The organism is Streptomyces sp. NPDC056479, assembly GCF_042795335.1.
Classification (GTDB): Bacteria; Actinomycetota; Actinomycetes; order Streptomycetales; family Streptomycetaceae; genus Streptomyces.
Genome location: NZ_JBHTRZ010000009.1, coordinates 181132 through 202022, shown reverse-complemented (window position 1 = coordinate 202022; position 20891 = coordinate 181132). Strand labels below are relative to the sequence as shown.

Here is a 20891-nt window from a genome sequence, read left to right as displayed (position 1 = left end):
TTCCTTGTCCTCCAGAAGTCAGCGGCCCGCCGCATGTTTTCGGGCAGCGTCACCGAAAGCGTGGAAGATCTTCCTGGACAGCCGATCCGTGGTGGCATACCACTCGGGGTGCCACTGCACCGCGAGCACGAAGGACCGGGCATCGGCGACGGACGCCGCCTCGACGACGCCGTCGGGGGCTTCGGCCTCGATCCGAAGCCCCGGTCCCAGACGGTCGATGGCCTGGCCGTGGAGGGAGTTCACCCGTGCCGAACCGATGCGACCGGTCAACTCGTCGAGCGTTCCGCCCGCGCTGATCCGTATCTCGTGTGCGGGCAGGTACTGCTGGTCCCGCGGGAGCGAAACGTCCTCGCGATGAGTCGGTGGGTCGAGGACGCGGAGGGTGCCGCCGTAGGCGACGTTCAGTTCCTGCAGCCCTCGGCAGATGCCGAGGAGAGGGAGACCTGCCTCGATGGCCGCCGGGATCGCCGCCAGGGCGAGGGTGTCGCGATCGGTGTCGAACGGACCGGGCCCGTCCGTCGCCGCGTAGCGTTCCGGGGCGACGTTCGTCTCATGGCCGCCGAGCACCAGTCCGTCGAACCGGTCCAACTCGGCGACGAAGGTGCGACCGGCCCCCGGGACGAGCGCCACGGTGCACTCGGCCGCGTCTTCCAACGCGGCGACGTAGGCGTGACGTACCGCGTCATGACGCACCCCGTCCCATGTCTCGGCCGAGCATGCGAGGGCGACGAGCGGGCGGGTCATGAGCCGTCCAACGCCTGACCGAGGTCGGCCAGCAGATCGTCGATGTGCTCGATGCCGACGGCCAGCCGGATGGATCCCTGGGTGACCCCGGCGGCGAGCTGCTCCTGCTCGGGAAGCTGGGCGTGCGTGGTGGAGGCCGGGTGGGTGGCGAGCGAGCGAACGTCACCGACGTTGGTCACATGCGAGATCAGCCGGAGGGACTCGATGAACCTGCAGCCGGCCTCGCGTCCGCCGGTCAGCTCGAACTGAACCAGGGGCCCGCCGTTCCCTCCGAAGTAGCGTGCGGCGAGCCGGGCCTCCTCGCCGGTGGTGAGGCTGGGGTGGCGCACCGCCCCGACCTTGGGGTGGGTCCTGAGGAAGTCGGCCACCGCGGTCGCGTTCTCCCCATGGGCGCGCATCCGCAGGTGGAGGGTCTCCAGGCCCTGGAGCAACAGCCAGGCGTTGAAGGGGCTGAGACAGGGACCCAGGTCACGCAGCAGGGTCTCGCGGGCCTTGAGCAGATAGCTGCTCCGGCCGAGCGGACTGTCCAGGTCCTTTCCGGTACGCGTCCACACCACACCGCCATGTGCCGCATCGGGCTGCGTGAGCAGCGGGTGCCGGTCCGCGTGCGCCTCCCAGTCGAAGCGCCCGGAATCGAGGATGAGCCCGCCGAGGGTCGATCCGTGTCCCCCGATGTACTTGGTGGCGGAGTAGACCAGGATGTGCGCGCCGTGCTCTATGGGCCGGCATACGTACGGGACCATCGTGTTGTCGAGGATCAGCGGCACACCTGCCTGCTCGCCCAGTTCGGCGACGGCCTCGATGGGAAAGACACTCAGCCGCGGGTTGGGCAGGGTCTCACCGAAGTAGCAACGGGTGCGTTCATCCGTGGCGGCCGCGAAGTTCTTCGGGTCGGACGGACTGACGAACCGGGTCTCGATGCCGAACCGCTTGAAGGTGTTGGCGAGCAGGTTCCACGTACCGCCGTACAGCTCGTTGGAGCTGACGATGTTGTCGCCGGCCTGACACAGGTTGAGCAGCGCGAGTGAGATCGCCGCCTGCCCGGAGCCGACGGCGAGCCCGGCCGCGGCCCCGTCCACCGCGGCCATGCGCTCTTCGAGCACATCGCACGTGGGGTTGTTCAGCCGTGTGTAGGCATGTCCGTCCTGCTGCAGGTCGAAGATGCCGGCCGCATCGGCCGTGCTGGGCAGTTCGTACGCGGAGGTCTGGTAGATCGGCGTGACGACCGGCGGTGTGATGCCGAGCCGCCATTCGTATCCGCCGTGGATGGCCGCTGTCTCCGCGGCCCGGAATGCCTTGGGTCGTGCGGGTACCTCATACCGGGACACCGTTGTCCTCCTCAACTCGGACCATGGAGCGGACTATCGCGGTGATCGCGCTGGGCTGCCCCTGTGGACCGCGGTGCCACAATCCGCCGAACTGGGCGTCCACCTCTGCGTACTTCGGGTCGCGCATTCGTATGTCGCGTGCCTGGGGGAGCTTGTAGAAGGGCGTGCGGGGATCGAGGTGATGCTCCAGGTGATAGTGGTCGTTGTGGATCCCGGTGAGCAGCCGCTCCCAGAGACGGCTCTTGCGATTGCGTGTCATATAGAGGTCCACCGAGGAGTCACGCACCAGCGGTGTGTGCTCCGACAACTCGATGTACCACCCCAGGATCTGAAAACTGGTCAGATAGGGGATGACCCAGAACAGCAGCAGCTCGAAGAGCCAGTCTCCCTGCCAGGCCACTCCCGAGACCGTCGCCCAGAAGGCCCAGAAGCCGAGCCCGTCGAGTACCCGCTTCCGCCGTTGCACGGGATTCGTGGGGGCCGACGGCTTCTCCGCCCCCGTGAGCACCCTGTAGCGATTGCGGATGAGATAGCGGATATAGGCCCACGTCTGCGAACCGAACAGCGGCATGAGCACCACCCGCCGTATGTACGTCGGCGCCGTGGCCTTCTCGTAGGCCCTCTGCTCGATGAAGAACCGCAGATCGGGATCGAGGTCAGGGCTGCCGAGGCGCGGGTGGTGCGTGTATACGTGCGACACCTTGTACGCGTAGTGCTGCTGAAAGATCGGGTACGCGGTCAGCACGGTACCGACGGCCATCTGCAGCTTGCGGTTCGATATGCCCACCCCGTGCGCGCAGTCATGAAGAATCGTGGACAGACCGCGCTGCCTGGCCCCGATGATGAGGGCTGCCACGGGGTAGAACCAATAGGACCCGTAGACGCACAGCAGAACACAGCCGGCCATCCACACCAGGTCCTCGAACCATGCCAGCAGTGCGTGCCAATTGTCAGGCGTGTTCAACGCCTTCAGGTCATTTGCCACGTCCGTCGGGAAGCGATACATGGTGTATCGCCGACCGGTATACGCCCAATTCGTTGTGTCGGTACTCACTCGCCCTCCTTACCTCCATCTCGTCGGACACTACGGGCACACCGGCACCGTGCACCTCCGCGACAAGTGCATTCACGGGGACGCATCACGTTGACTTTTGTCTCGGCGACTGTGGATTTCGCTTACCACCCGGGCCGGCTGCGCGCTCAATTCATCTGCGGCTGCGCAGTGATGCGGTAATCGATCTTGTTCCGGACGGTCTCCACACGGTCCCGCAACTCACTCACGGAATCGGCGGTGACCGCGAAGCGGAGGAAGAAGTTCTCCCGCTCCAGGTCGGTGATCTGGTAGCCGTTGGTGATCTGTGCGCCGACTACGCCGGGCAGTTCGCGCAGATCTTCCTCCGTGGTGGTGACCTCGACCGTGCCGAGCTCGTCGCCCTCCATGTCGATCCAGCCGATGACCGGCCGGTCGCGAAGGGGAATCGGCCGATCCAGCGTGAATTCACCCAGCGCCATGGAGACGAATGCCTCGATGGGGTCGATCCCGCTGATCTCGCGGACCGCCGCGGGGATCATGCCGCCGCCGAAGCGCGGATTGATCTCGATGAGCTCTGTCCGGCCGTCATCGGTGGAGCGGCCCTCGAAGTGCAGCCAGAGCTGGTCGAGACGAAGGTCGGCGCAGAGCGTGTCGACCCTCTCGCACAGGACGCGCACACCCTCGCGCACATGATCCTGCTGAGGCGGATGGAACTCGAGTCCCGCATCGTGGTGCTTGATGTGGTCGTGCTCGGGCTTCTCGACCGTCAGGAGCGGATGGAAACGGCCGTCGACGACAATGCCGTCCACGGAGAACTCGACACCGGGCAGATACTCCTCGACGATCAACTCGGTGTCGGCGAAGCCGGCTTCAGCCAGTTGACGCCGGTAGGCGAGAATCTCGTCCGGGCCATCCACCCGGCTGACCAGGCGCGAGGCCCCGGAATCACGTGAGGGCTTGATGATGGAGGGAAAGAAGTCCACCGCCGCCGGATCGCTGGAGAAGCGAATGCCGGAAAGTCCCAGGTCCCGCATGTGCTCGCGGACCAGCACCTTGCTGAACAGCACCTGGCGATTCTCGCCGGCCCCCGGAATGTCGTAGTGCGTGGCCAGGGCCGTCTGCCAGGGCGCCAGCGATTCGAGGATGTTGACGACGGCGATGGGGGCGATGCCGCGCTCTTCGAGCTGGGTCGTGAGTGTGGACAGGTCCTCGCTTTCCCAGTCGACCACGACATGGTCATCGCATTTGTCACGGTGGCGATTGTCGGGAAGCTCGGAGACCAGTACCGAACGCAGCCCGCGGGCCCGTAGTTGTTCGGCAACGAGGGGAACGGCGCCGAAGTGCAGCTTGGAGAAGATGAGTACGGATTTCAAGCCGCGACCTCCCGAGGTTCGGTGTTCGGCAGTGGTGATCGATTGATGCCCGGCTTCTTCTCGGCGTCGCGGAGAAGGTCACGCGAAGGCGAGCAGGATCCGGCCGGAGAGTGGCGCGACCGGTTTCAGGCGGCGCTCAAACCGGCGTCGAGAATTGCACGGGCTGGCGCAGAGGGATGCCGGGTCCGCTTTCGAGGGTGGCACGGGCCGGGTTCAGATCGCGTAATCGGTGTGCGTAGTCCGGTGCGGGTGGTGTCAGCCGGGTGCGTCGTCATGGATGCGCTTGTCGCGGACGCGCGCGGTGGGGGTGGGTTTGTAGGTTGCGTTTTCAATGCGGCGGATTGTGTCGCATGGGCCTATCCGAAACCCTCGGCCTGACCTTCCCCGGCCTCCACCGCCTCTGACTCGCTCTCCGACTCCCCCGCGGGCCCCGTCCCGGGGACCAGCCCAACTCAGAAGGGAAGTGGCTGACGATGCCGACAAGCCTCGGTACACGAACGAAGCGAGTGGCGATTGTCGACGCCTACTCGACAGGGAGCCTCCTGCCGGCCGTACTGGACCGGTACGACATCGAGTGCGTGCATGTCCGCTCGCCCAACCCCGACGTCATCCTGTCGAGCGCCCCTGAGGGCTTCATCGACGACGTCCAGGACTTCGGCGACGTCGAGGCCACGGCGTCAGTACTGCGCAAGCACGACGTCACCCATGTGATCGCCGGCCAGGAGGCGGGCGTCGAACTGGCCGACCGGCTCTCCGCCGAACTCGGCACCCCCGGCAACGGGATGAGCCGACCGACCGCCCGCCGCAACAAGCACGAGATGGCCCTGGCCCTGCGCGATGCCGGCCTGGCCCACGCGGCCGGCCTGATCTCGACCGATGTCGACGAGATCATCGCGTGGACCGAGAAGACGGTGGGCTATCCGGTCATCTTGAAGCCGGTCGCCAGCTCCAGCACGGACAACGTGGTGGCCTGCACGTCCCCGGAACAGATTCGCGCTGTTCACGAGAGAATCATGAACAGCATCGACCGTCATGGGATGCCCAACACCACGGTGCTCGCACAGGAGTTCCTGGAGGGGGACGAGTACTTCGTCAATACCGTCAGTCGGGATGGCCGGCACCACACGGTCGAGATATGCCGGTACTACAAGCTTCGCATCCCCGGCGGCAGCATCATCTACGACTACAACGAGCCCCTTTCACCGGACGATCCGGTCGCCCGAGAGCTGGAGTCCTACACCCACCAGGTGCTCGACGCGCTGGAGGTGCACAACGCGGCCGGTCACACCGAGGTCATGCTGACCGCGAGGGGACCGGTGCTCGTCGAGAGCGCCGCACGCATGGGCGGCGGCCAGGTTCTGGACATCAACACACGCTGCTACGGCACCAACCAGGTGGAGCTCCTCGCCCTGTCCGTGGCGAACCCGGAGGCGTTCGACCGCCTGCCCACCACCGCGTACCGGATCCTGGAGCACCATCGTTTCGTGCATCTCATCAATCCGCGGGAACAGGGCATCACCCCGTCCCACGAGGCGATGGCCGCCATCCGGGCGCTCCCGTCCCATGTCTTCACCGTCATGAGGCATTCGGAAGGGCAGCCGATCTCCCGGACGATCGACGTCGCCACACAGCCGGGGTTCGTATTTCTCATCTCCGACGATCCGGCACAGATTCTCGCCGACTATCAGAAGCTGCGGCAGATCGAACGGGACTACCTCTACGACATCGGCCCCCGGTAGGGAGTCCGCAGAAGAAGTGGCTCTGGCTGCGCGGCGTCCACGGGATTCTTCATCCGTGTGACGACCGCGCAGTTGTATGTGCGGGGCCGGATAAGGCGACCTTGGCTCACAACGAAGCGGACCCGGTCCGCATGGGCCGGCTGTGAAAGCCTGGCGCCGGCGGACCGGGTCCTGTCGGGTCGTCGCGTTGCGAAGTACCGCGAGGGAAAGTGTCGACGGGCGGGTTGCCGCGGACGACTACTCGCCCCAGTCCTCTTCGACCTCGGGCGCGAGGGCGAGCACCGTGGGGCTGAGCGCCACGATCTCCAGCTCGTTCCGGCAGCCCGCGCACTCCAGTATCTCGTTGAGCCGCACCGAATCGCCGATCTGTACCGGCTCCTCGCACTCCGGGCAGGCCTGCGCAGTGGTCGTGGTCATGAGATGTGTTCCTTCCGATCGGTCCTCCCGGAGCGGGCCGCCGTGTCGAGAGCGGTACGGACCGCCCTCACGACCCGCTCCGCGGTGAGGTCGTAATGTGCGACGAGGTGTTCCTGGTTGCCCACCTCGTCGACGAACTGATCCGGCATTCCCAGCCGCAACACCCGTGTGGGCGCCGCCTCCGCCAGCGTCTCGGCCACCGCGCCGCCGAGACCGCCGCTGCGCCAGTGCTCCTCGAGGGTCACCACGAGCGAGGCCGGCCGCGCGGCGGCCACCAGCGTCTCGGTGTCGAACGGCCGCAGGGTGTGCATGTTCAACACGGTGGCCTCGATGCCCTGTTCGGCCAGGACGTCCGCCGCGGCGAGGCAGGCGTGCACCGGGTACGGGCCGCAGCTCGCGAGCACCACGTCGCCGCCCTGCCGCAGCGTCTGTGCCCGTCCGATGACCGGTGGCGGGGCCGCGGGCAGTGGCGGGGTCGGTTTGCGGCCGAGCCGGACGTAGAGCGGTCCGGGGAGATTCAGGCTCTGCTCGACGAACGCCTCCGTGGCGGTGACGTCGGCAGGCACCACCACGGTCATTCCGGGCAGTACCCGCATCACGGCCAGGTCTTCCAGGGCCTGATGCGTCGGACCGAGGTGGCCCGCGGCGAGGCCGCCGTGGGTGGCCATGATGCGGACCGGCAACCGGTTGTAGGCGATGTCGATCTTGATCGCTTCCAGTGCCCGGGAGGTGGCGAAGGCGGCCATCGTGTTGACGAACGGGACCCGCCCGCTCGCGGCCATCCCGGCGGCCACGCCCATCAGGTTCTGCTCGGCGATCCCGATGTTGAGGTACTGGTCGCCGGCCGCCGCGGCGTGCTCGGCGTTGAACAGGCCGGTGTCGGAGTCCAGACACATCAGTTCGGGATGCCGCTTCAGCAGCGGAAGCAGGGTGTCCCGGTACGCCTCCCGGGTCGCGCGGCTCATTCGGCGGCCTCCGTGGCTTGTAGCGCGCGGACCGCGCGTGCGTGGTTGCGCGGCGACAGCGTCACGTAGTGGCTGGCACTGCGGCCGGCGAGGAACGGGAGCCCCTGGCCCTTGACCGTGCGCGCGATCAGCACGCTCGGTTTGCCCAGTTCCCACGGTGCGGCGCCCAGATGGTCCGCCAGCTGGTCCGGGTCGTGGCCGTCCACGTCGCGTACCGCCCAGCCGAAGCTGCGCCAGCGGTCGGCCAGCGGTTCCATCGGCGCGATGCCCTCGGTGGAGCCGGTCAGCTGCAGTCCGTTGCGGTCCACGATCGCGACTAGGCGGTCCAGGCGCAGCGACGCGGCCGCGATGGCCGCCTCCCAGACCGAGCCTTCCTGGAGCTCGCCGTCGCCGAGCAGGACGAAGCTGCGCGCGTCACGGCCGGCGTACCGGGCGGCCAGCGCGAATCCGCAGCCCAGCGCGAGTCCGTGACCGAGCGAACCGGTCGGCATCTCCACACCGGGCACGGCGCGTACGGGGTGCCCCATCAGTCTGCTGCCGGGCTGTGCGTATCCGGCGAGTTCCTCGACCGGGAAGAAGCCCCGTTCCGCCAGCGTCGCGTAGAGGCCGACGGCGGCATGGCCCTTGCTGAGCAGGAAGCGGTCGCGATCGGGGTCGTCCGGTCGCTGCGGGTCCACGTTCAGCACCGAGAAGTACAGCGCGGCGAGCACATCGGCGCTGGAGAACGCGCCGCCGAGATGGCCGCCTTCGGGCCCCGCGCACATGTCGACGACGTGCGAGCGGATGCGTGCGGCGACGGTGTCGAGGGTGTCCCGCTCTAGGAGCTGGGTGACGGTCATGAGGCCGCCTTCGCGAGCGTCGCCACCATCTCGCTGTTCGCCCACACCTTCTCGAAGGCGTCCGCGTACAGATCGAGCAGCTCGCCCGATCCCGGGTGGAGGTGGCGCTTCTGGATGGTCAGGGAGTCGGCGATGACCGCGCGGGTCACCGGGTAGCCCTCACCCGCGGCCGTTCCGGGCGCGCCGGTCACGGACCACGGGTAGCCCGAGCCGAAGCCGAGGCGGTCCACGAACACCTTCTGGTCCGGCAGCGGCATGAGCTGGTACTGCGACATCGGTACGCCCTCGGCGCGCAGCAGCCGCCGCAGAGCCGAGCGCAGCGCCTCGGGCCGCACCCCGTCCAGGTCGAACGCGGCCGGGTCGAACCGGAACCGCAGGATGTGCCAGGCGTGGGTGGTGTCCGGCAGCGCGGTCGGCACCCGCAGGCCGGGCAGCTTCGAGAGCCGCGCGAGGAACCCGGTGATGTTGTGCTGCCGGGCGCGCTCGTACTCGTCGAACCGGGCGAGCTGTGCGTCGGTGAACGCGGCCTGGAGGGCGTTCATCTTGTAGTTCCAGCCCAGGCCGTAGGAGACGTAGTCGCGTTCGCGACCGCTCTCGATCACCTCGCCGAACTGCCTGCCGCGGCGCATCGCCTCGGCCAGATCGGCGTCGCGGGTCACCAGCAGGCCGCCTTCGCCACAGGTCGGAATGTTCTTGCTGACCTGGAGGCTGAAGGCACCCGCGTCGCCGATCCCGCCGACCGGCCGGCCACGGTGGGTCGCCCCGGGGGCCTGTGCGGCGTCCTCGATCACCGCGATGCCGTGCTTGCGCGCGATCTCGGTGATCCGGTCCATGTCGGCGGGCGCACCGTGCAGATGCACGGGGATGATCGCCTTGGTGCGGGACGTGATCCGGCGCTCCACGTCGTCCGGATCGATGTTGAAGGTGACCGGGTCGATGTCGGCGAAGACGGGAACGGCCATCTGGTGCACCGGTGCGAGCCCGGTGGCGATGAAGCTGAGCGCGGGCACGATCACCTCGTCCCCCGGCCCGACGCCGAGCGCGGCCAGCGCGAGGGACAGTGCCGCGGTGCCGTTGGACACCGCGACGCAGTGCTCGAATCCGAAGCGGCGGGCCCAGTTCTCCTCCAGAAGGGACACCGGGTTCACACCGTCCGTGTCGGACACCAGTCTCGCGCCGTCGAGCGCGTCGAGGACGGCCTTGCGGTCCTCGTCCTCGACCAGCGGCCACTCCACACGGCGCCGTTCCCTCGGCACGGTCGCCGTACCGCCGAACGCTGCCAGCTTGCTCATCACTCTCCACTCCACAGGGTCACGGTGATCGATCCGCGCGCGGTCACAGTCGTGCCGCCGCCGCGCCGACGGCGTCGACCGCGCGCGCGTAGGCGCCGCGCAGCAACGTGGCGTGGCGTGCGATGTCGGTCGAGGCGGCTCGCGGGTCCGCGAGGCCGTGCGCACCGGTGAACCGCAGTCCGGTCCACGCGTGCGCGACGGCCTCGACCGCCCGTCCCGCTCCGGCGAGCGCCGGATCGTTCCATCGGTGGCCGCAGCGGCGCAGCAGTTCACCGTGGAGCGAGGCCTGCGCCTGCATGCCCCAGCCGAACGGATACAGCTCGCGCAGCGCCCCGGCGTCCGAGGCCCGGCACCGGTCGAGCAGTTCGCCGGCGAATTCGTCGTAGCCGGCGAGGCCGGTGCGCGCCGAACCGGCCGTGGTGAAGGCCTCGACATCGGTGCGCAGGTAGCCGCCGAGCAGTTCGGGGGTCAGCGGCGCGGGCGGGGCGTCGAGACGGACGTCGAGGCAGCGCCTGCCGATCCGCGAGTCACTGAAGAAGGCGTCCTGGACGTCGGTGGGGTTCGCCGAACCCCAGCTCTTCAGGAACTCCTCGATCGGGACGGCACCGCGGAAGGCGGGCGGCATCGCGTCCGAGACGTAGACCACGCCGCGGGTCTCGTCGAGGCCGTAGATCACCACGAGGTGCGCGGCGTGCACGTCTCCGTACGCGGGCCGGAAGGGCAGGTGGAAGTTGTCCACGGCGGCGATGACCAGCCGGTCGTCGGCCAGCGTCTCGCGCACCTCCCGCCAGACGTCGTTCTCGTCGGCGGGCTGCCACCAGCGCGAGTGCAGTTCGTGGTGGGGGGCCAGTGCGGCCCCGAGGTCGACGCTCTCCGACTCGCCGGGCGGGCACGGGTAGTAGAACTCCTCGGACCGCACGTCGCCCGGCAGGTGCAGAAACCGCCAGCCCGCTCCGAGCACCTCCAGCGGATCGGCGCCCGCCCGTGCCAGCAGCGAACCGAACGTGGCCTGGAGGCAGCTGATGAGGTCGCGGTACCACAACTCGGGTTCCGGGCCGGTGATCATGTACGTCCGTGCCGTCGTGTCGACGGTCATGTCAGATCTCCGTCCGCTGGAGGGTGACCGCGAAGACATGCACCGCGACGTTGCGCGGCAGCAGGATGCCGGTCAGCTCGGCGCGCCGGGTGACCGGCACCCGCTGCGCCCACATGACAGCGGGAATGCCTCGTTGCACGTGGTGCGGGTAGTGCATGACCAGGCTCTCGAACGCCTTGACCTCGCCGAACCACCCGGGCGCCGCCCAGAAGTCGGAGACCCGCAGCGGTTCCGCGTCGACCGAACCGTCGGCGAAGCTCAGGTCGACCGTGTCCTCGCAGCGCCGTTCGGACGCGGCCAGGACATGTATCCAGTCGTAGCGACCCGCCGGGACGGCGATGAACTGCCCGGCACAGCGGACGTTGTCCGGTCCGTCGCAGACCGGAGGAAAATCAAAGGGAACACCGTCCACGTGGACGAGGCTCTTGCCGGCCGGCAGATATTCGGCCGCAAACGAGTTCCCCCACACATTGAATGCCCCCGCCTTGGTCTCCGTCGCCGCGGAGATGGCTGTGTTGTTGCGATGGCCGGATATGTCGACCGGATCGCACAGCCTGCTTTTGGCGGAGGACACCGAAATGCCCGTCAAGTGACCACCTCGCTGGAACGGAGTTTTACGTTTCAAATCTAGGCCGCCGATTCGCACGTCTCGTCCGCAGGGTGATTACCTTGAATACCCGAATTCTGTTCCGGCGTACTCGCCGGGTAATCACGCTGACTATTCCGCTGGACGTCACGGCCGGAGCCCGGCGGCGCGCAGCTTCTCGTAGTAGGGCAGGTGGTGGTCGCGGTAGGCCCGCAGGACCGGGTCCGCCTCGACCTTCTCGTGTCCGTCGCCGGTGCCGCGGGTGAATCCGGCGGTCCGACTGGTCGACTGGTGCCACTTGCTGGTCGCCTGCCACTCCGACCGCATGCCCGGGTCCCAGCTCAGTGCGTCCGGGAGGTAGGGAATGCCCACCGCCGAGCAGTACGCCCGTACGGTCTCGGCCGGCCGGTCGAGCAGGTCGTCGGAGTCGATCACGACGGGCGTGGTGCCGGTGGCGGCCTGCACGGCGGTGAAGATCTCGTACAGCCAGGCGAAGCCGACCTCGTCACGGCCGAGGTTCGGGTTGAGCGCATGGTGCGAGGCGATGGCCTCGGCCGGGTGCCGGATGATGAAGGTGTGTGTCGCGGCCGAGAGGAAGGCCTCGTCGGCCAGCAGCGTCGGGTAGTGGAAGTCCGTGGTGTCCTTGAAGAACACGGGCTTCTCGGCCGCGATGGCGCGCAGCGCCGCGAGCACGTCCTGCTCATTGTGCGCGACCCGGTCGGCGACCTCCGCCTCACCGAAGTCGACGACTTGGGAGAAGGGCTCGTGCACGACGACGCGGTCGCCCCGCTCCGTCATCATCCGCGCGAACGCGGTGGAGCGAGAGCGCGGCGCGCTCCACAGTGCGAGCACCGGGATCTGCTCTGGTGTGTGTCCCACGTTTCCCCTCTTGTCTGGCTCGACTGAATGCAGCCGGTCGGAAAGCGCGCAGTGACTTTTGCGGCAGGTATTCGAATCCCGTCCAGCGTGCCACGGACGTCACCGGGGCCGGGTAAGTGAAATGCGCAGTCACCGGCGGGGTAAGTCAACGCGATGCGTCCCCGCAAATGAACTTGCCGCGGACGCACGGGGTATCGGCGTGCTCGTACCGTCCTTTTGACGCGGCAGGCCGGTAATGCCGTCCGGTCAGTCAGTGTTCCCAATACGGAGGTCACGTGTCAGCGACACCGAAGCGCTCAGGTGACGGCGGGATCGCCGTACTCGCCAGCAGGGTCGGCGCGGACGAGAAACGACTGTTCGACGCCCTCGACCGGCGTGGGGTCCCCTTCGACCATGTCGACACACGCGAACAGTGGTTCCTGGCGGGGCAGCGCGACCTGCCCTGGAGTTACGCGCTGAACCGGGAGATAGGCCAGGTGCGCGCGACGTACGCCGCCCGCTGCCTCGCCGCGGCCGGTGTCGTCGTGGTCAACAGCACGGACGCGACCGAGGTGTGCGGCGACAAGTGGCGCACCAGCCAGGTCCTCGAGGCGGCCGGGGTGCCGACGCCGCGCACCGCGCTCGCCCTCACGCCGAAGGCCACGCTGGCCGCGCTGGAGTCCATCGGCTACCCGGCTCTGATCAAACCGCTGGTCGGCTCCTGGGGGCGGCTGGTGGCGCGGCTGCCCGACCGGGCCGGCGCGGAGGGCGTGCTCGAGTACGTCGCCGCGCTGCCCGGCCCGCAGTCCCATCTCGGGTACGTGCAGGAGCTGATCGACAAACCCGACCGGGACATCAGGGTGATCGTGGTCGGTGGTGAGGTGCTGGGCGCCGTCTACCGGACCGGGGAGTCGTTGCGCACCAATGTGGCGCTCGGCGGACAGGCCCGGCCGTGCGAGGTGACACCGGAGATCACCAAGTTCTCGATCGACGCCGCCGCGGCGGTCGGTGCCGACATCGCCGGTGTGGACCTGATCGAGGACCGTGACGGCCGGCTGCTGGTGCTGGAGGTCAATCACCGGGTGGAGTTCAGCGGTTTCCAGGCCGCGCTCGCCGACCGCGTCGATGTCGCGGACCACATCGTCGGCCATCTACTGGAACGAGCACAGCGATGAACTGGGCGTTCACTTCATCCGGCAGTGTCACCGAGACCTACGCGCTCGGACTGCTGCGCAAGATGCTGGAGATCCCTTCCGCGTCCTACCAGGAGCGCGCGCTGGCCGACTACTTGGCCGAGGCGATGACGGACCTGGGTTTCCGGACGCACATCGACGGGGTCGGCAATGTCGTCGGCGTGATCGAACGCGGCGACGGCCCCACCGTGATGCTGCTGGGGCACATGGACACCGTCTCCGGCCATGTCCCGGTCCGCTCCGAGGACGGCAGGCTCTACGGCCGTGGCGCGGTGGACGCGAAGGGACCGCTCGCGGCGATGATCTGCGCGGCGGCCGGCGCGGTGGACTTCCGCGGGCGGATCGTGGTGATCGGCGTCGTCGAGGAGGAGACCCCGCGCTCCCGCGGTGCGATGGCGATCCGGGCCACCCACGACCGGCCGGACGCGCTGATCATCGGGGAACCGAGCGGCTGGTCGAGCGTGGTGCTCGGCTACAAGGGCAAGCTCGACCTGCGCTACACCGTCAAGTGTCCCGCCACGCACCCGAGCAACCCGGCGCCGAAGGCGTCCGAACTGGCCGTCGCCTGCTGGGACGCGCTGGTCGAGCTGCTCGGCCCGGACGCGAGCCATGACGTGTTCGCCCAGCCGGGCGCGACGCTCTGTCAACTCAACGGCGATCTGACCACGGCGACGGCGGACCTCAGCGTCCGCATCCCGCCGGGATTCGACGTCGACGGGCTGGTGCGCGAACTGCGGGACCGGCTGCCGGCCGGCGACCTCGAAGTACTGAACTCGGTGGCGGCCTGCCGGGTGGGCCGGGCCGACCCGGTGGTCCGCGCGCTGGTGACCGGTGTCCGGCGGCTGCACGCCCAGCCACGGCTGGTGGTGAAGACGGCCACCTCGGACATGAACACCCTCGCCGAGGTCTGGGACATCCCGATGGCGACCTACGGACCGGGCGACAGCAGCCTCGATCACTCCGACGACGAGCACATCATCCTGTCGGACTTCATGCGCGGCATCGACGTGCTCACTCTCGCCGTCTCCGAGTTGGCACACCTGCCCGCCCGCCCGGACGACCGGGTGATCAACGCGCCGCAGCCCATTAGGAGTCTCAGGTGACCGGCATGACCCAGCGCCTCGCCGCGCTGCCCGCGGAACGCCGCGAAGGGTTTCTCGCCCGGCTGAGGGAACAGGTGGAGGCCGCGGCCCGGCGGGGTCCGATGCCGCGCGGTGACTCAGGTCCGGCGCCGCTGTCGCACGCGCAGCGCACCCTCCGGTTCCTCGATCGCCCGGCCCCGGACGGCCCCGCCTCCGACGCGCCGCTGTGCCTGCGCCTCCAGGGCGAACTGGACGTGACCGCGCTGCGCTCGGCGCTGGCCGGGGTCGTGGCCAGGCACGAGTCGCTGCGGACCGCGATCGTGGAACGCGAGGGCCGCCCCATGCAGGTGGTCGCCACCGAGGTCCCGGTCGAACTGCCGCTGGTCGAGGTGGCGGGCGACGACCACGAGCAGCGACTCGCCGCCGCCCGGACCCTGGTCCAGGAACGGGCCGGGGCGCCCTTCGACCCGAGCCGGACGCCCATGTGGCGCGCGATGCTGATCAGGGTGGCGCAGGACGATCACCTGTTCGTGCTCGACATCCCCCGACTCGTGTGCGATGCCCACTCGCAGGAGGTCCTGCTGCGGGAACTCGCGGAGTGCTACCGGTCGTCGTGCGACGGCGACACGCCGCGGCTGTCCCGTCCTGAAGTGCAGTACCCCGACTACGCGGTGTGGCAGCGCGGCCGGCTCGACAGCGGTGACCTGGACAGGCTGGGCGGCTACTGGCGGGACAGGCTCGCGGGCGCCGAGGTGCTGGAGTTCCCGACCGACCGTCCCCGCGGTGACAGCCGGACCTTCGCCGGCGGCAGCGGCGACTTCACGGTCGGGCACGAAGGCCTGGAGCGGGCGGGGGAGTTGGCCCGAAAGGAAGGCACGAGCCCGTTCGACGTCCTCGTCGCCGCCTTCTTCACCCTGCTGCACCGCTACTCCGGCCTGCAGGACCTGGTGATCGGCTCGCCGGACGCGGGCCGACCGCACGACGCCCTGTCCTCCGTGGTCGGACTCTTCACCGACATGAGGGTGCTGCGCGCCGATGTCTCCGGCGACCCGACGTTCCGTGAGCTGGTCCGGCGGGTCGCGCGGGTGTCGTCCGAGGCGTACGAGCACGGCGGGCTGTCGTTCGACAGGCTGGTCGACGCGGTGAACCCGGTCCACGACCCTTCCCGTTCACCGATCTTCCAGATCGTCTTCGGCACGGAGGACTTCGGCGCCGAGGGCGTGCGCACCGCCTCCTGGCCCGGTCTCGTCGCCTCGCAGGAGCGCGTCCGGTCCGGAGCCTCCCGGTTCGACATGAGCTGGAGCCTGACGCGGCCGTCGGCCGCCGGGGAGGCGCTGCTGCGTATCGAGTTCAACACCGACCTGTTCGACGCCGACAGCATCGCCAGGTTCGCCCGGCACTACGACGGACTGCTGCGCACCCTGACCTCCGCGCCGGACGCCCCGCTGTCCACCGCCGAGGTGCTGAGCACGGCGGACAAGGAGTTCCTCGCCGAGGTCGGCCAGGGGCCGATGCGGCCGATCCGCGAATCCACCGTCGTGCAGGAGTTCGAGGCACGCGTCCAGGAGTCGCCGGACGGCGTGGCGGTCGTCGTCGCCGGCGTCGAGACCAGCTACGCCGAGCTCAACGCCCGCGCGAACCGGCTCGCCGCCCTGCTGCGCAAGCACGGCGTCGAGCCGGGCTCACGGGTCGGCCTGTGCCTGCGCAGGAACGTGGACGTGACGACCGCGATGCTCGCGGTGCTCAAGGCGGGCGCGGCCTATGTGCCGCTCGACACCACACACCCGCCCGCCCGGGTCGCGGAGATCGCCGCCGACGCGGAGGTCAGCGCGGTGCTCGCGCACGCCGACGTCGTCAAGACCGTGAGCGAGGTCGACGCGCCCGTCGTGACGCTGGACGACGTCCGCGACGACCTGGCCGCGATGCCCGACGGGAACCCGCCGCTCGCCGCGAAGCCCGGCGACATCGCGTACGTCATCTACACCTCCGGCAGCACCGGCCGGCCGAAGGGCGTACTGCTCGAACACCGAGGCGTCGTCAACTTCATCGACTCCACGCGCGACCTGTTCGATCTGACGCCGGCCGACCGGGTGCTCGGGTTCGCCTCGGTGACCTTCGACGTCTCCGTGTTCGAGACGTTCTCGGCGCTGTTGACCGGAGCGCGGCTGTACCTGGCGACCGAGGACGAGCGGCTGTCCATCGACCGGCTCCAAGCGCTGATGGAACGGGCCGGCATCACCGTCATCGATCTGCCTCCGACCGTGATGCCGCTGCTGGCGCCGGAGAAGTTCGCCGCCCTGCGGATCGCGTTCGTCGGCGGCGAGGCGTTCAGCGGTGAGCTGGTGAACCGCTGGAACCCGGGCAGGCGGCTGTTCAACGGCTACGGGCCGACCGAGTGCACGGTGACGATGATCGTGGAGGAGTGCGGGGGCACCTGGGAGGCCTCGCCGCCGATCGGTCTGCCCATGACCAACCATGTGGCGCATGTGCTGGACGGTGACCTTCGCCAGGTGCCGGTCGGTGTGCCGGGTGAGCTGGTGATCGGCGGTGCCGGGCTCGCGCGCGGCTATCTCCGACGCGAGGAGCTCACCGCGGAGAAGTTCGTCACCGACCCGTTCGGCACCGCGCCCGGCGGACGGCTGTACCGCACCGGCGACCTGGTGAAGCGGCTGGCGGACGGACGGCTGGTCTTCCTCGGCCGGCTCGACCAGCAGGTCAAGATCCGCGGGCTGCGGATCGAGCTGGGCGAGGTGGAGTCGGCGCTGACCGGCTTCGAGGGGATCGGGCCGGTCAACGTACGGGCGTGGGCCGACGACTCCGGTGACAAGCACCTGGTCGGCTATGTGACGGGCATCGCCGAGCAGCAGGTGCCGTCGGTGCGCGAGCATCTCGGCACGCTCCTGCCGTCGTACATGATCCCGTCGTACTTCGTGGTGCTCGACGAGCTGCCGCTCACCAGCAGCGGCAAGGTCGACTGGCGCAGGCTGCCGCCGCCGGACCTGACGCGTACGGACAGCGAACCGGGCGACGCGACGGTCACCGAGACGGAGCGCAGGCTGCTGCACGACGTGCTCGCTCCCCTGCTGCACGACGGCCGGATCGGTGTGCGCGACGACTTCTTCCTGGCGGGCGGCAACAGTCTGCAGGCCGTTCAGCTGATGTCCGCGATCAACCGCCGGTTCGGGGTGGAGATCTCGCTCGGCGACTTCTTCGTCTCCCCCACCGTCGCGCACCTGGCCGCCACCATCGACTCCGTCCGCGCCGCACGGCGCGACGACGACGGCGATCCGCTCGACGCGCTGGCGAGCCTGGCCGGACCGGGCGACGACCGGGCACCGGTGGTGATGCGTTCGTCGGGCCCGGCTCAGGTCGTCCTGCTGCACCCCTCGGGCGGTGAGCTGTTCTGCTACATGCCGCTGCTCCGGGCGCTGCGCGAGGACATCGGCGTGATCGGTTTCTCCGCCGATCCGCAGGACGCCGCCGTCGCCCCGCACGAGGGGATGGCGGCGACCGCCGCCAGGATCGCGCAGGCGCTGACCGCGCGCGGCCTGCCGGAGTCGTGCTGCCTGGCCGGCTGGTCCTACGGCGGTGTGCTCGCCTTCGAGGTCGCCCGGCAGATCGAGCGGGAGACCGGGCTACGGCCACCGGTGGTGCTGCTGGACGCCGACTACGACGAGGACACCGACCCGCTCGACGAGCCGACGGTACGCCAGCGGTTCGTGCACGACGTCGCCAGGCTGACCGGGCGCGACACCCCGTCGATTCGGGCGGTGCTGGACGATCCGGTGGCCGGCACGGCCGACGTCGCGCGGACCCTGTCGCGCGTCGGCGTCGAACTGGACCTCACCGAGCAGGAGTTGGCCTCCCGCTTCGCGACCTTCCGGTCCTGCGCCCTGTCGATGCAGGCGTACCGCCCACCGGGTCCGTACGGCGGACCGGTCACGGTGCTCGCCGCCTCGCCGGACAACGCCGTGGGTGAGCGGTGGCGGACGGTGAGCACGGGCCGGTTCCGGGCGGAGAACGTGCCCGGCGATCACTACACCCTTTTCACAGAACCGGCATTGAGCCGGGTAGTCGCGGCGATCGAAGAGACGCTCGCCTCTTGAGGAGACGCACATGCGGTTCGGGTTCACCGAGGATCAACAACGGTTCCGGGCGGACGTACGCAGGACGCTGCGGTCCGCGGAGGTGCGGGCCGCGGCGGCGGAGGCCACCGGCGCGGACGGTGTCGAGCCGGACGCTCGCCCGCTCTACCGCCTGCTCGGCAAGCTGGGGCTGCTTGCCGTGCACTGGCCCGTCGAGTACGGCGGAGAGGGGCGCCCGCTGACAGATGCCGCGATCGTCGCCGAGGAACTGGTGCGCGCGGGGGTGCCGGACACCCTGCATGTCAACACCATCCAGATCGTCGGCCAGTTCCTGGTGATGGCGGGCAGCGACGAGCAGAAGCGCCGGTATCTGCCCGCGCTGGCCCGCGGTGAGAGTTTCGCTTCGGTGCTCTACACCGAACCGGACGCGGGATCGGATCTCGGCGCGCTGCGGGCCGTGGCCGAACCGGACGGCGACGGCTACCGGATCACGGGCACCAAGGTGTTCAGCCTGAAGACCCGGTTCGTGGACCTCGGGCTGTGCGCGGCCCGCACGACGCCGGGTGCCGGGAAGTACCAGGGGATCAGTCTGTTCCTGGTCGACATGAACGCTCCCGGCGTAGCGGTGTCGCTCATCCCGGGCATCGGCGACGAGCACTTCCACCGCATCGACCTGGACGCGGTGCCGGTGCCGGGCGAGAACCTCCTCGGGCCGCGCGACGAGGGGTGGCCGCTGCTCAATGAGGCACTGGCCATCGAACGCACCGGTCTCGACTACTACCTCAAGGCCGAACACTGGCTGGAGGCGGCACTGGAGGCACTGACCGACCACGGGGCCGACGACCCGCACGACGCGCACCTCGAACAGATCGGACGCTGGTACGGCGCGCTCACCGCCGACCACGTCCTCGCCTGGGAGGTGCTCACCGGCCTGGCGTCGGAACAGGTCGACCAGGTCTCGACCGCCGTCGCGAAGTACCACAGCAGCGAACTCGCCCAGAGCGTCGCGGCGTGGGCCGCCGACGTCCCCACCCCTGAGCAGCGGGCCGACCGCACACGAGCGGCTCTGACCCTGGACTCGGCCTTTCGAGAGGCGCCGGGGCTCACGCTGTCGGCGGGTACCTCCGAGGTGATGCTCCAGATCATGGCCGCCGCGTTCGACTCCCTCGGACAGGAGGAGCACTGACATGGACCTCACCCCCGACCCTCTCTTCGTGCAGTTGCGCAAGGCACTGCGCGACGGCCTCGCCGGCGTGCCCGCCCCGGACGGGGTGCATGGCGCGCCGGTGGCCGACGGAGCGACCGGCCCGACCCGGACCGTCCTCGACGCGCTGGGCGCGGCCGACTTCGAACGGCCGGCCTCCGCCGGCGGACTCGGCCTCGGCCTGGCCGCCGGGGCGCTGGTCAGCGAGGAACTCGGCCGCGCGGCACGCGGCAACTCCTACCGGGCCGACGCGATGGCGGCCGACATGGGTGGTCCGGCAGGCGCGGCACTGGCCGGACTGGAAGCACTGCCGGTCGGCAACCGGGTCACCGCGACCCCGCGCGCGGGCGGCTGGGAGCTGACCGGCACGGTCACGGTCGACGACCCGGAACCCGGGACGCTTCTCGTGGCCACCAGGACGGGCGGCGAGCCGGTGCTCGTCGCGGTGGCACGCGGGGCGGCCGGCCGCACCACGCAGAGCGAGTGCCGGCCGCCGGTCGTCCGGTTGGCGGCCACACCGGTCACCGCTGCCGACATGGTCGGGGCGCTGGACGACTCGCCCACCGGTCCGCTCGCGCGAGCGCGGCTCCGGCAGGCGGCCTACCTGCTGGGCATCGCCGACGGCGCGCACCAGATCGCCGTGGGATACGCCGGTTTCCGGCGGCAGTTCGGCACCAGGCTGCGTGATCTGTCAGCGGTCTCCTTTCCGTTGGCGCGGGCCATGGTGGCGTTGCGTGCGACCAGGGCGGCGGTGTACCAGGCGGCCTGGTCGGTCGACTCCGACCCGGACGAGGTCGGTACCGCACCGGTCGTGGCGCTGGCGATGGCCGCCGAGACCGCGCGCGAGGTGGTGCGGCTGAGCATGCAGAGCTGCGGGGTGCGCGCGATGACGGCGGAACTGGGTCTGCACCGGTACTTCCGGCTGGCCGCGGCCGAGTCGGCCCGGTACGGCGATCCCGCCGCACTGTGGCGGATCGTCGGCGCCGACCGCGTCCGCACGGCCCGGGGCGCCGCCGCCGGGGCGGGTTCTCCGGTCACGGCGGCGGCCCGGCAGTAG

At 69.5% G+C, this 20891-nt stretch carries 17 protein-coding genes; 6 read left to right on the top strand and 11 right to left on the bottom strand.

Going from position 1 to position 20891, the window contains the following annotated elements; genetic code table 11:
* Positions 1–18: 18 nt before the first annotated feature.
* From ACFQ6S_RS32435 to ACFQ6S_RS32420, 4 genes are all read right to left on the bottom strand, one after another.
* Complete coding sequence (locus ACFQ6S_RS32435; protein WP_383417741.1) at positions 19–744, bottom strand: gamma-glutamyl-gamma-aminobutyrate hydrolase family protein; 726 nt, start codon at positions 742–744, stop codon at positions 19–21.
* Entirely contained in the window at positions 741–2072 is a 1332-nt protein-coding gene (locus ACFQ6S_RS32430) for an O-acetylhomoserine aminocarboxypropyltransferase/cysteine synthase family protein (protein ID WP_383417738.1), read from the bottom strand. The genes ACFQ6S_RS32435 and ACFQ6S_RS32430 overlap by 4 nt, the downstream gene beginning before the upstream one ends.
* Positions 2059–3057 carry a fatty acid desaturase family protein gene (locus tag ACFQ6S_RS32425; RefSeq protein WP_383417735.1) on the bottom strand — a complete coding sequence of 333 codons (999 nt, stop codon included), beginning with the start codon at positions 3055–3057 and terminating at the stop codon, positions 2059–2061. Before ACFQ6S_RS32425 ends, ACFQ6S_RS32430 begins: the two co-directional genes overlap by 14 nt.
* A 215-nt stretch (positions 3058–3272) precedes the next feature.
* Positions 3273–4478, bottom strand: coding sequence for an acetyl-CoA carboxylase biotin carboxylase subunit family protein (locus ACFQ6S_RS32420; protein ID WP_383417732.1), 1206 nt, complete (start codon positions 4476–4478; stop codon positions 3273–3275).
* 506 nt (positions 4479–4984) lie between these two features.
* Between ACFQ6S_RS32420 and ACFQ6S_RS32415 the strand changes: the two genes are divergently transcribed.
* The gene (locus tag ACFQ6S_RS32415; RefSeq protein ID WP_383417729.1) at positions 4985–6217 is read left to right on the top strand and encodes an ATP-grasp domain-containing protein; all 1233 of its coding nucleotides are present in this window, start codon (positions 4985–4987) and stop codon (positions 6215–6217) included.
* A 237-nt stretch (positions 6218–6454) separates the two neighbouring features.
* Here ACFQ6S_RS32415 and ACFQ6S_RS32410 read toward each other — a convergent pair whose 3' ends face one another.
* The 7 genes from ACFQ6S_RS32410 to ACFQ6S_RS32380 form a co-directional block, all read right to left on the bottom strand.
* Complete coding sequence (locus tag ACFQ6S_RS32410; RefSeq protein ID WP_383417726.1) at positions 6455–6634, bottom strand: lysine biosynthesis protein LysW; 180 nt, start codon at positions 6632–6634, stop codon at positions 6455–6457.
* Positions 6631–7599 carry a transketolase family protein gene (locus ACFQ6S_RS32405; protein ID WP_383417723.1) on the bottom strand — a complete coding sequence of 323 codons (969 nt, stop codon included), beginning with the start codon at positions 7597–7599 and terminating at the stop codon, positions 6631–6633. Before ACFQ6S_RS32405 ends, ACFQ6S_RS32410 begins: the two co-directional genes overlap by 4 nt.
* The gene (locus tag ACFQ6S_RS32400) at positions 7596–8438 is read right to left on the bottom strand and encodes a transketolase (RefSeq protein WP_383417720.1); all 843 of its coding nucleotides are present in this window, start codon (positions 8436–8438) and stop codon (positions 7596–7598) included. Before ACFQ6S_RS32400 ends, ACFQ6S_RS32405 begins: the two co-directional genes overlap by 4 nt.
* A complete protein-coding gene (locus ACFQ6S_RS32395) occupies positions 8435–9730 on the bottom strand; it encodes a DegT/DnrJ/EryC1/StrS family aminotransferase (RefSeq protein ID WP_383417717.1) in 1296 nt (431 codons plus the stop codon). Before ACFQ6S_RS32395 ends, ACFQ6S_RS32400 begins: the two co-directional genes overlap by 4 nt.
* A gap of 43 nt (positions 9731–9773) precedes the next feature.
* A complete protein-coding gene (locus tag ACFQ6S_RS32390; protein ID WP_383417714.1) occupies positions 9774–10826 on the bottom strand; it encodes a BtrH N-terminal domain-containing protein in 1053 nt (350 codons plus the stop codon).
* A gap of 1 nt (position 10827) precedes the next feature.
* Complete coding sequence (locus tag ACFQ6S_RS32385) at positions 10828–11415, bottom strand: hypothetical protein (protein ID WP_383417711.1); 588 nt, start codon at positions 11413–11415, stop codon at positions 10828–10830.
* A 144-nt stretch (positions 11416–11559) separates the two neighbouring features.
* Entirely contained in the window at positions 11560–12291 is a 732-nt protein-coding gene (locus ACFQ6S_RS32380) for a sulfotransferase family protein (RefSeq protein WP_383417708.1), read from the bottom strand.
* Between the two features lie 275 nt (positions 12292–12566).
* Between ACFQ6S_RS32380 and ACFQ6S_RS32375 the strand changes: the two genes are divergently transcribed.
* Genes ACFQ6S_RS32375 through ACFQ6S_RS32355 form a run of 5 tightly spaced genes read left to right on the top strand, consistent with a single transcriptional unit; the run spans position 12567 to position 20891 of the window.
* Positions 12567–13445 carry a RimK family alpha-L-glutamate ligase gene (locus ACFQ6S_RS32375; RefSeq protein ID WP_383417705.1) on the top strand — a complete coding sequence of 293 codons (879 nt, stop codon included), beginning with the start codon at positions 12567–12569 and terminating at the stop codon, positions 13443–13445.
* Entirely contained in the window at positions 13442–14566 is a 1125-nt protein-coding gene (locus tag ACFQ6S_RS32370; protein WP_383417702.1) for a M20/M25/M40 family metallo-hydrolase, read from the top strand. Before ACFQ6S_RS32375 ends, ACFQ6S_RS32370 begins: the two co-directional genes overlap by 4 nt.
* Before the next feature lie 5 nt (positions 14567–14571).
* A complete protein-coding gene (locus ACFQ6S_RS32365) occupies positions 14572–18651 on the top strand; it encodes an amino acid adenylation domain-containing protein (protein WP_383418274.1) in 4080 nt (1359 codons plus the stop codon).
* 10 nt (positions 18652–18661) lie between these two features.
* Complete coding sequence (locus tag ACFQ6S_RS32360) at positions 18662–19816, top strand: acyl-CoA dehydrogenase family protein (RefSeq protein WP_383417696.1); 1155 nt, start codon at positions 18662–18664, stop codon at positions 19814–19816.
* Between the two features lies 1 nt (position 19817).
* Positions 19818–20891 (top strand): acyl-CoA dehydrogenase family protein, encoded by a 1074-nt coding sequence (locus ACFQ6S_RS32355; protein ID WP_383417693.1) that lies wholly within the window; start codon positions 19818–19820, stop codon positions 20889–20891.

What these genes read in the sequence shown, in the direction of transcription:
- ACFQ6S_RS32395 (WP_383417717.1), bottom strand. Translation starts at nt 9,730, where the DNA reads ATGAGCAAGCTGGCAGCGTTCGGCGGTACGGCGACCGTGCCGAGGGAA.
- ACFQ6S_RS32365 (WP_383418274.1), top strand. Translation starts at nt 14,572, where the DNA reads ATGACCCAGCGCCTCGCCGCGCTGCCCGCGGAACGCCGCGAAGGGTTT.
- ACFQ6S_RS32410 (WP_383417726.1), bottom strand. Translation starts at nt 6,634, where the DNA reads ATGACCACGACCACTGCGCAGGCCTGCCCGGAGTGCGAGGAGCCGGTA.
- ACFQ6S_RS32390 (WP_383417714.1), bottom strand. Translation starts at nt 10,826, where the DNA reads ATGACCGTCGACACGACGGCACGGACGTACATGATCACCGGCCCGGAA.
- ACFQ6S_RS32370 (WP_383417702.1), top strand. Translation starts at nt 13,442, where the DNA reads ATGAACTGGGCGTTCACTTCATCCGGCAGTGTCACCGAGACCTACGCG.
- ACFQ6S_RS32355 (WP_383417693.1), top strand. Translation starts at nt 19,818, where the DNA reads ATGGACCTCACCCCCGACCCTCTCTTCGTGCAGTTGCGCAAGGCACTG.
- ACFQ6S_RS32435 (WP_383417741.1), bottom strand. Translation starts at nt 744, where the DNA reads ATGACCCGCCCGCTCGTCGCCCTCGCATGCTCGGCCGAGACATGGGAC.
- ACFQ6S_RS32405 (WP_383417723.1), bottom strand. Translation starts at nt 7,599, where the DNA reads ATGAGCCGCGCGACCCGGGAGGCGTACCGGGACACCCTGCTTCCGCTG.
- ACFQ6S_RS32400 (WP_383417720.1), bottom strand. Translation starts at nt 8,438, where the DNA reads ATGACCGTCACCCAGCTCCTAGAGCGGGACACCCTCGACACCGTCGCC.
- ACFQ6S_RS32360 (WP_383417696.1), top strand. Translation starts at nt 18,662, where the DNA reads ATGCGGTTCGGGTTCACCGAGGATCAACAACGGTTCCGGGCGGACGTA.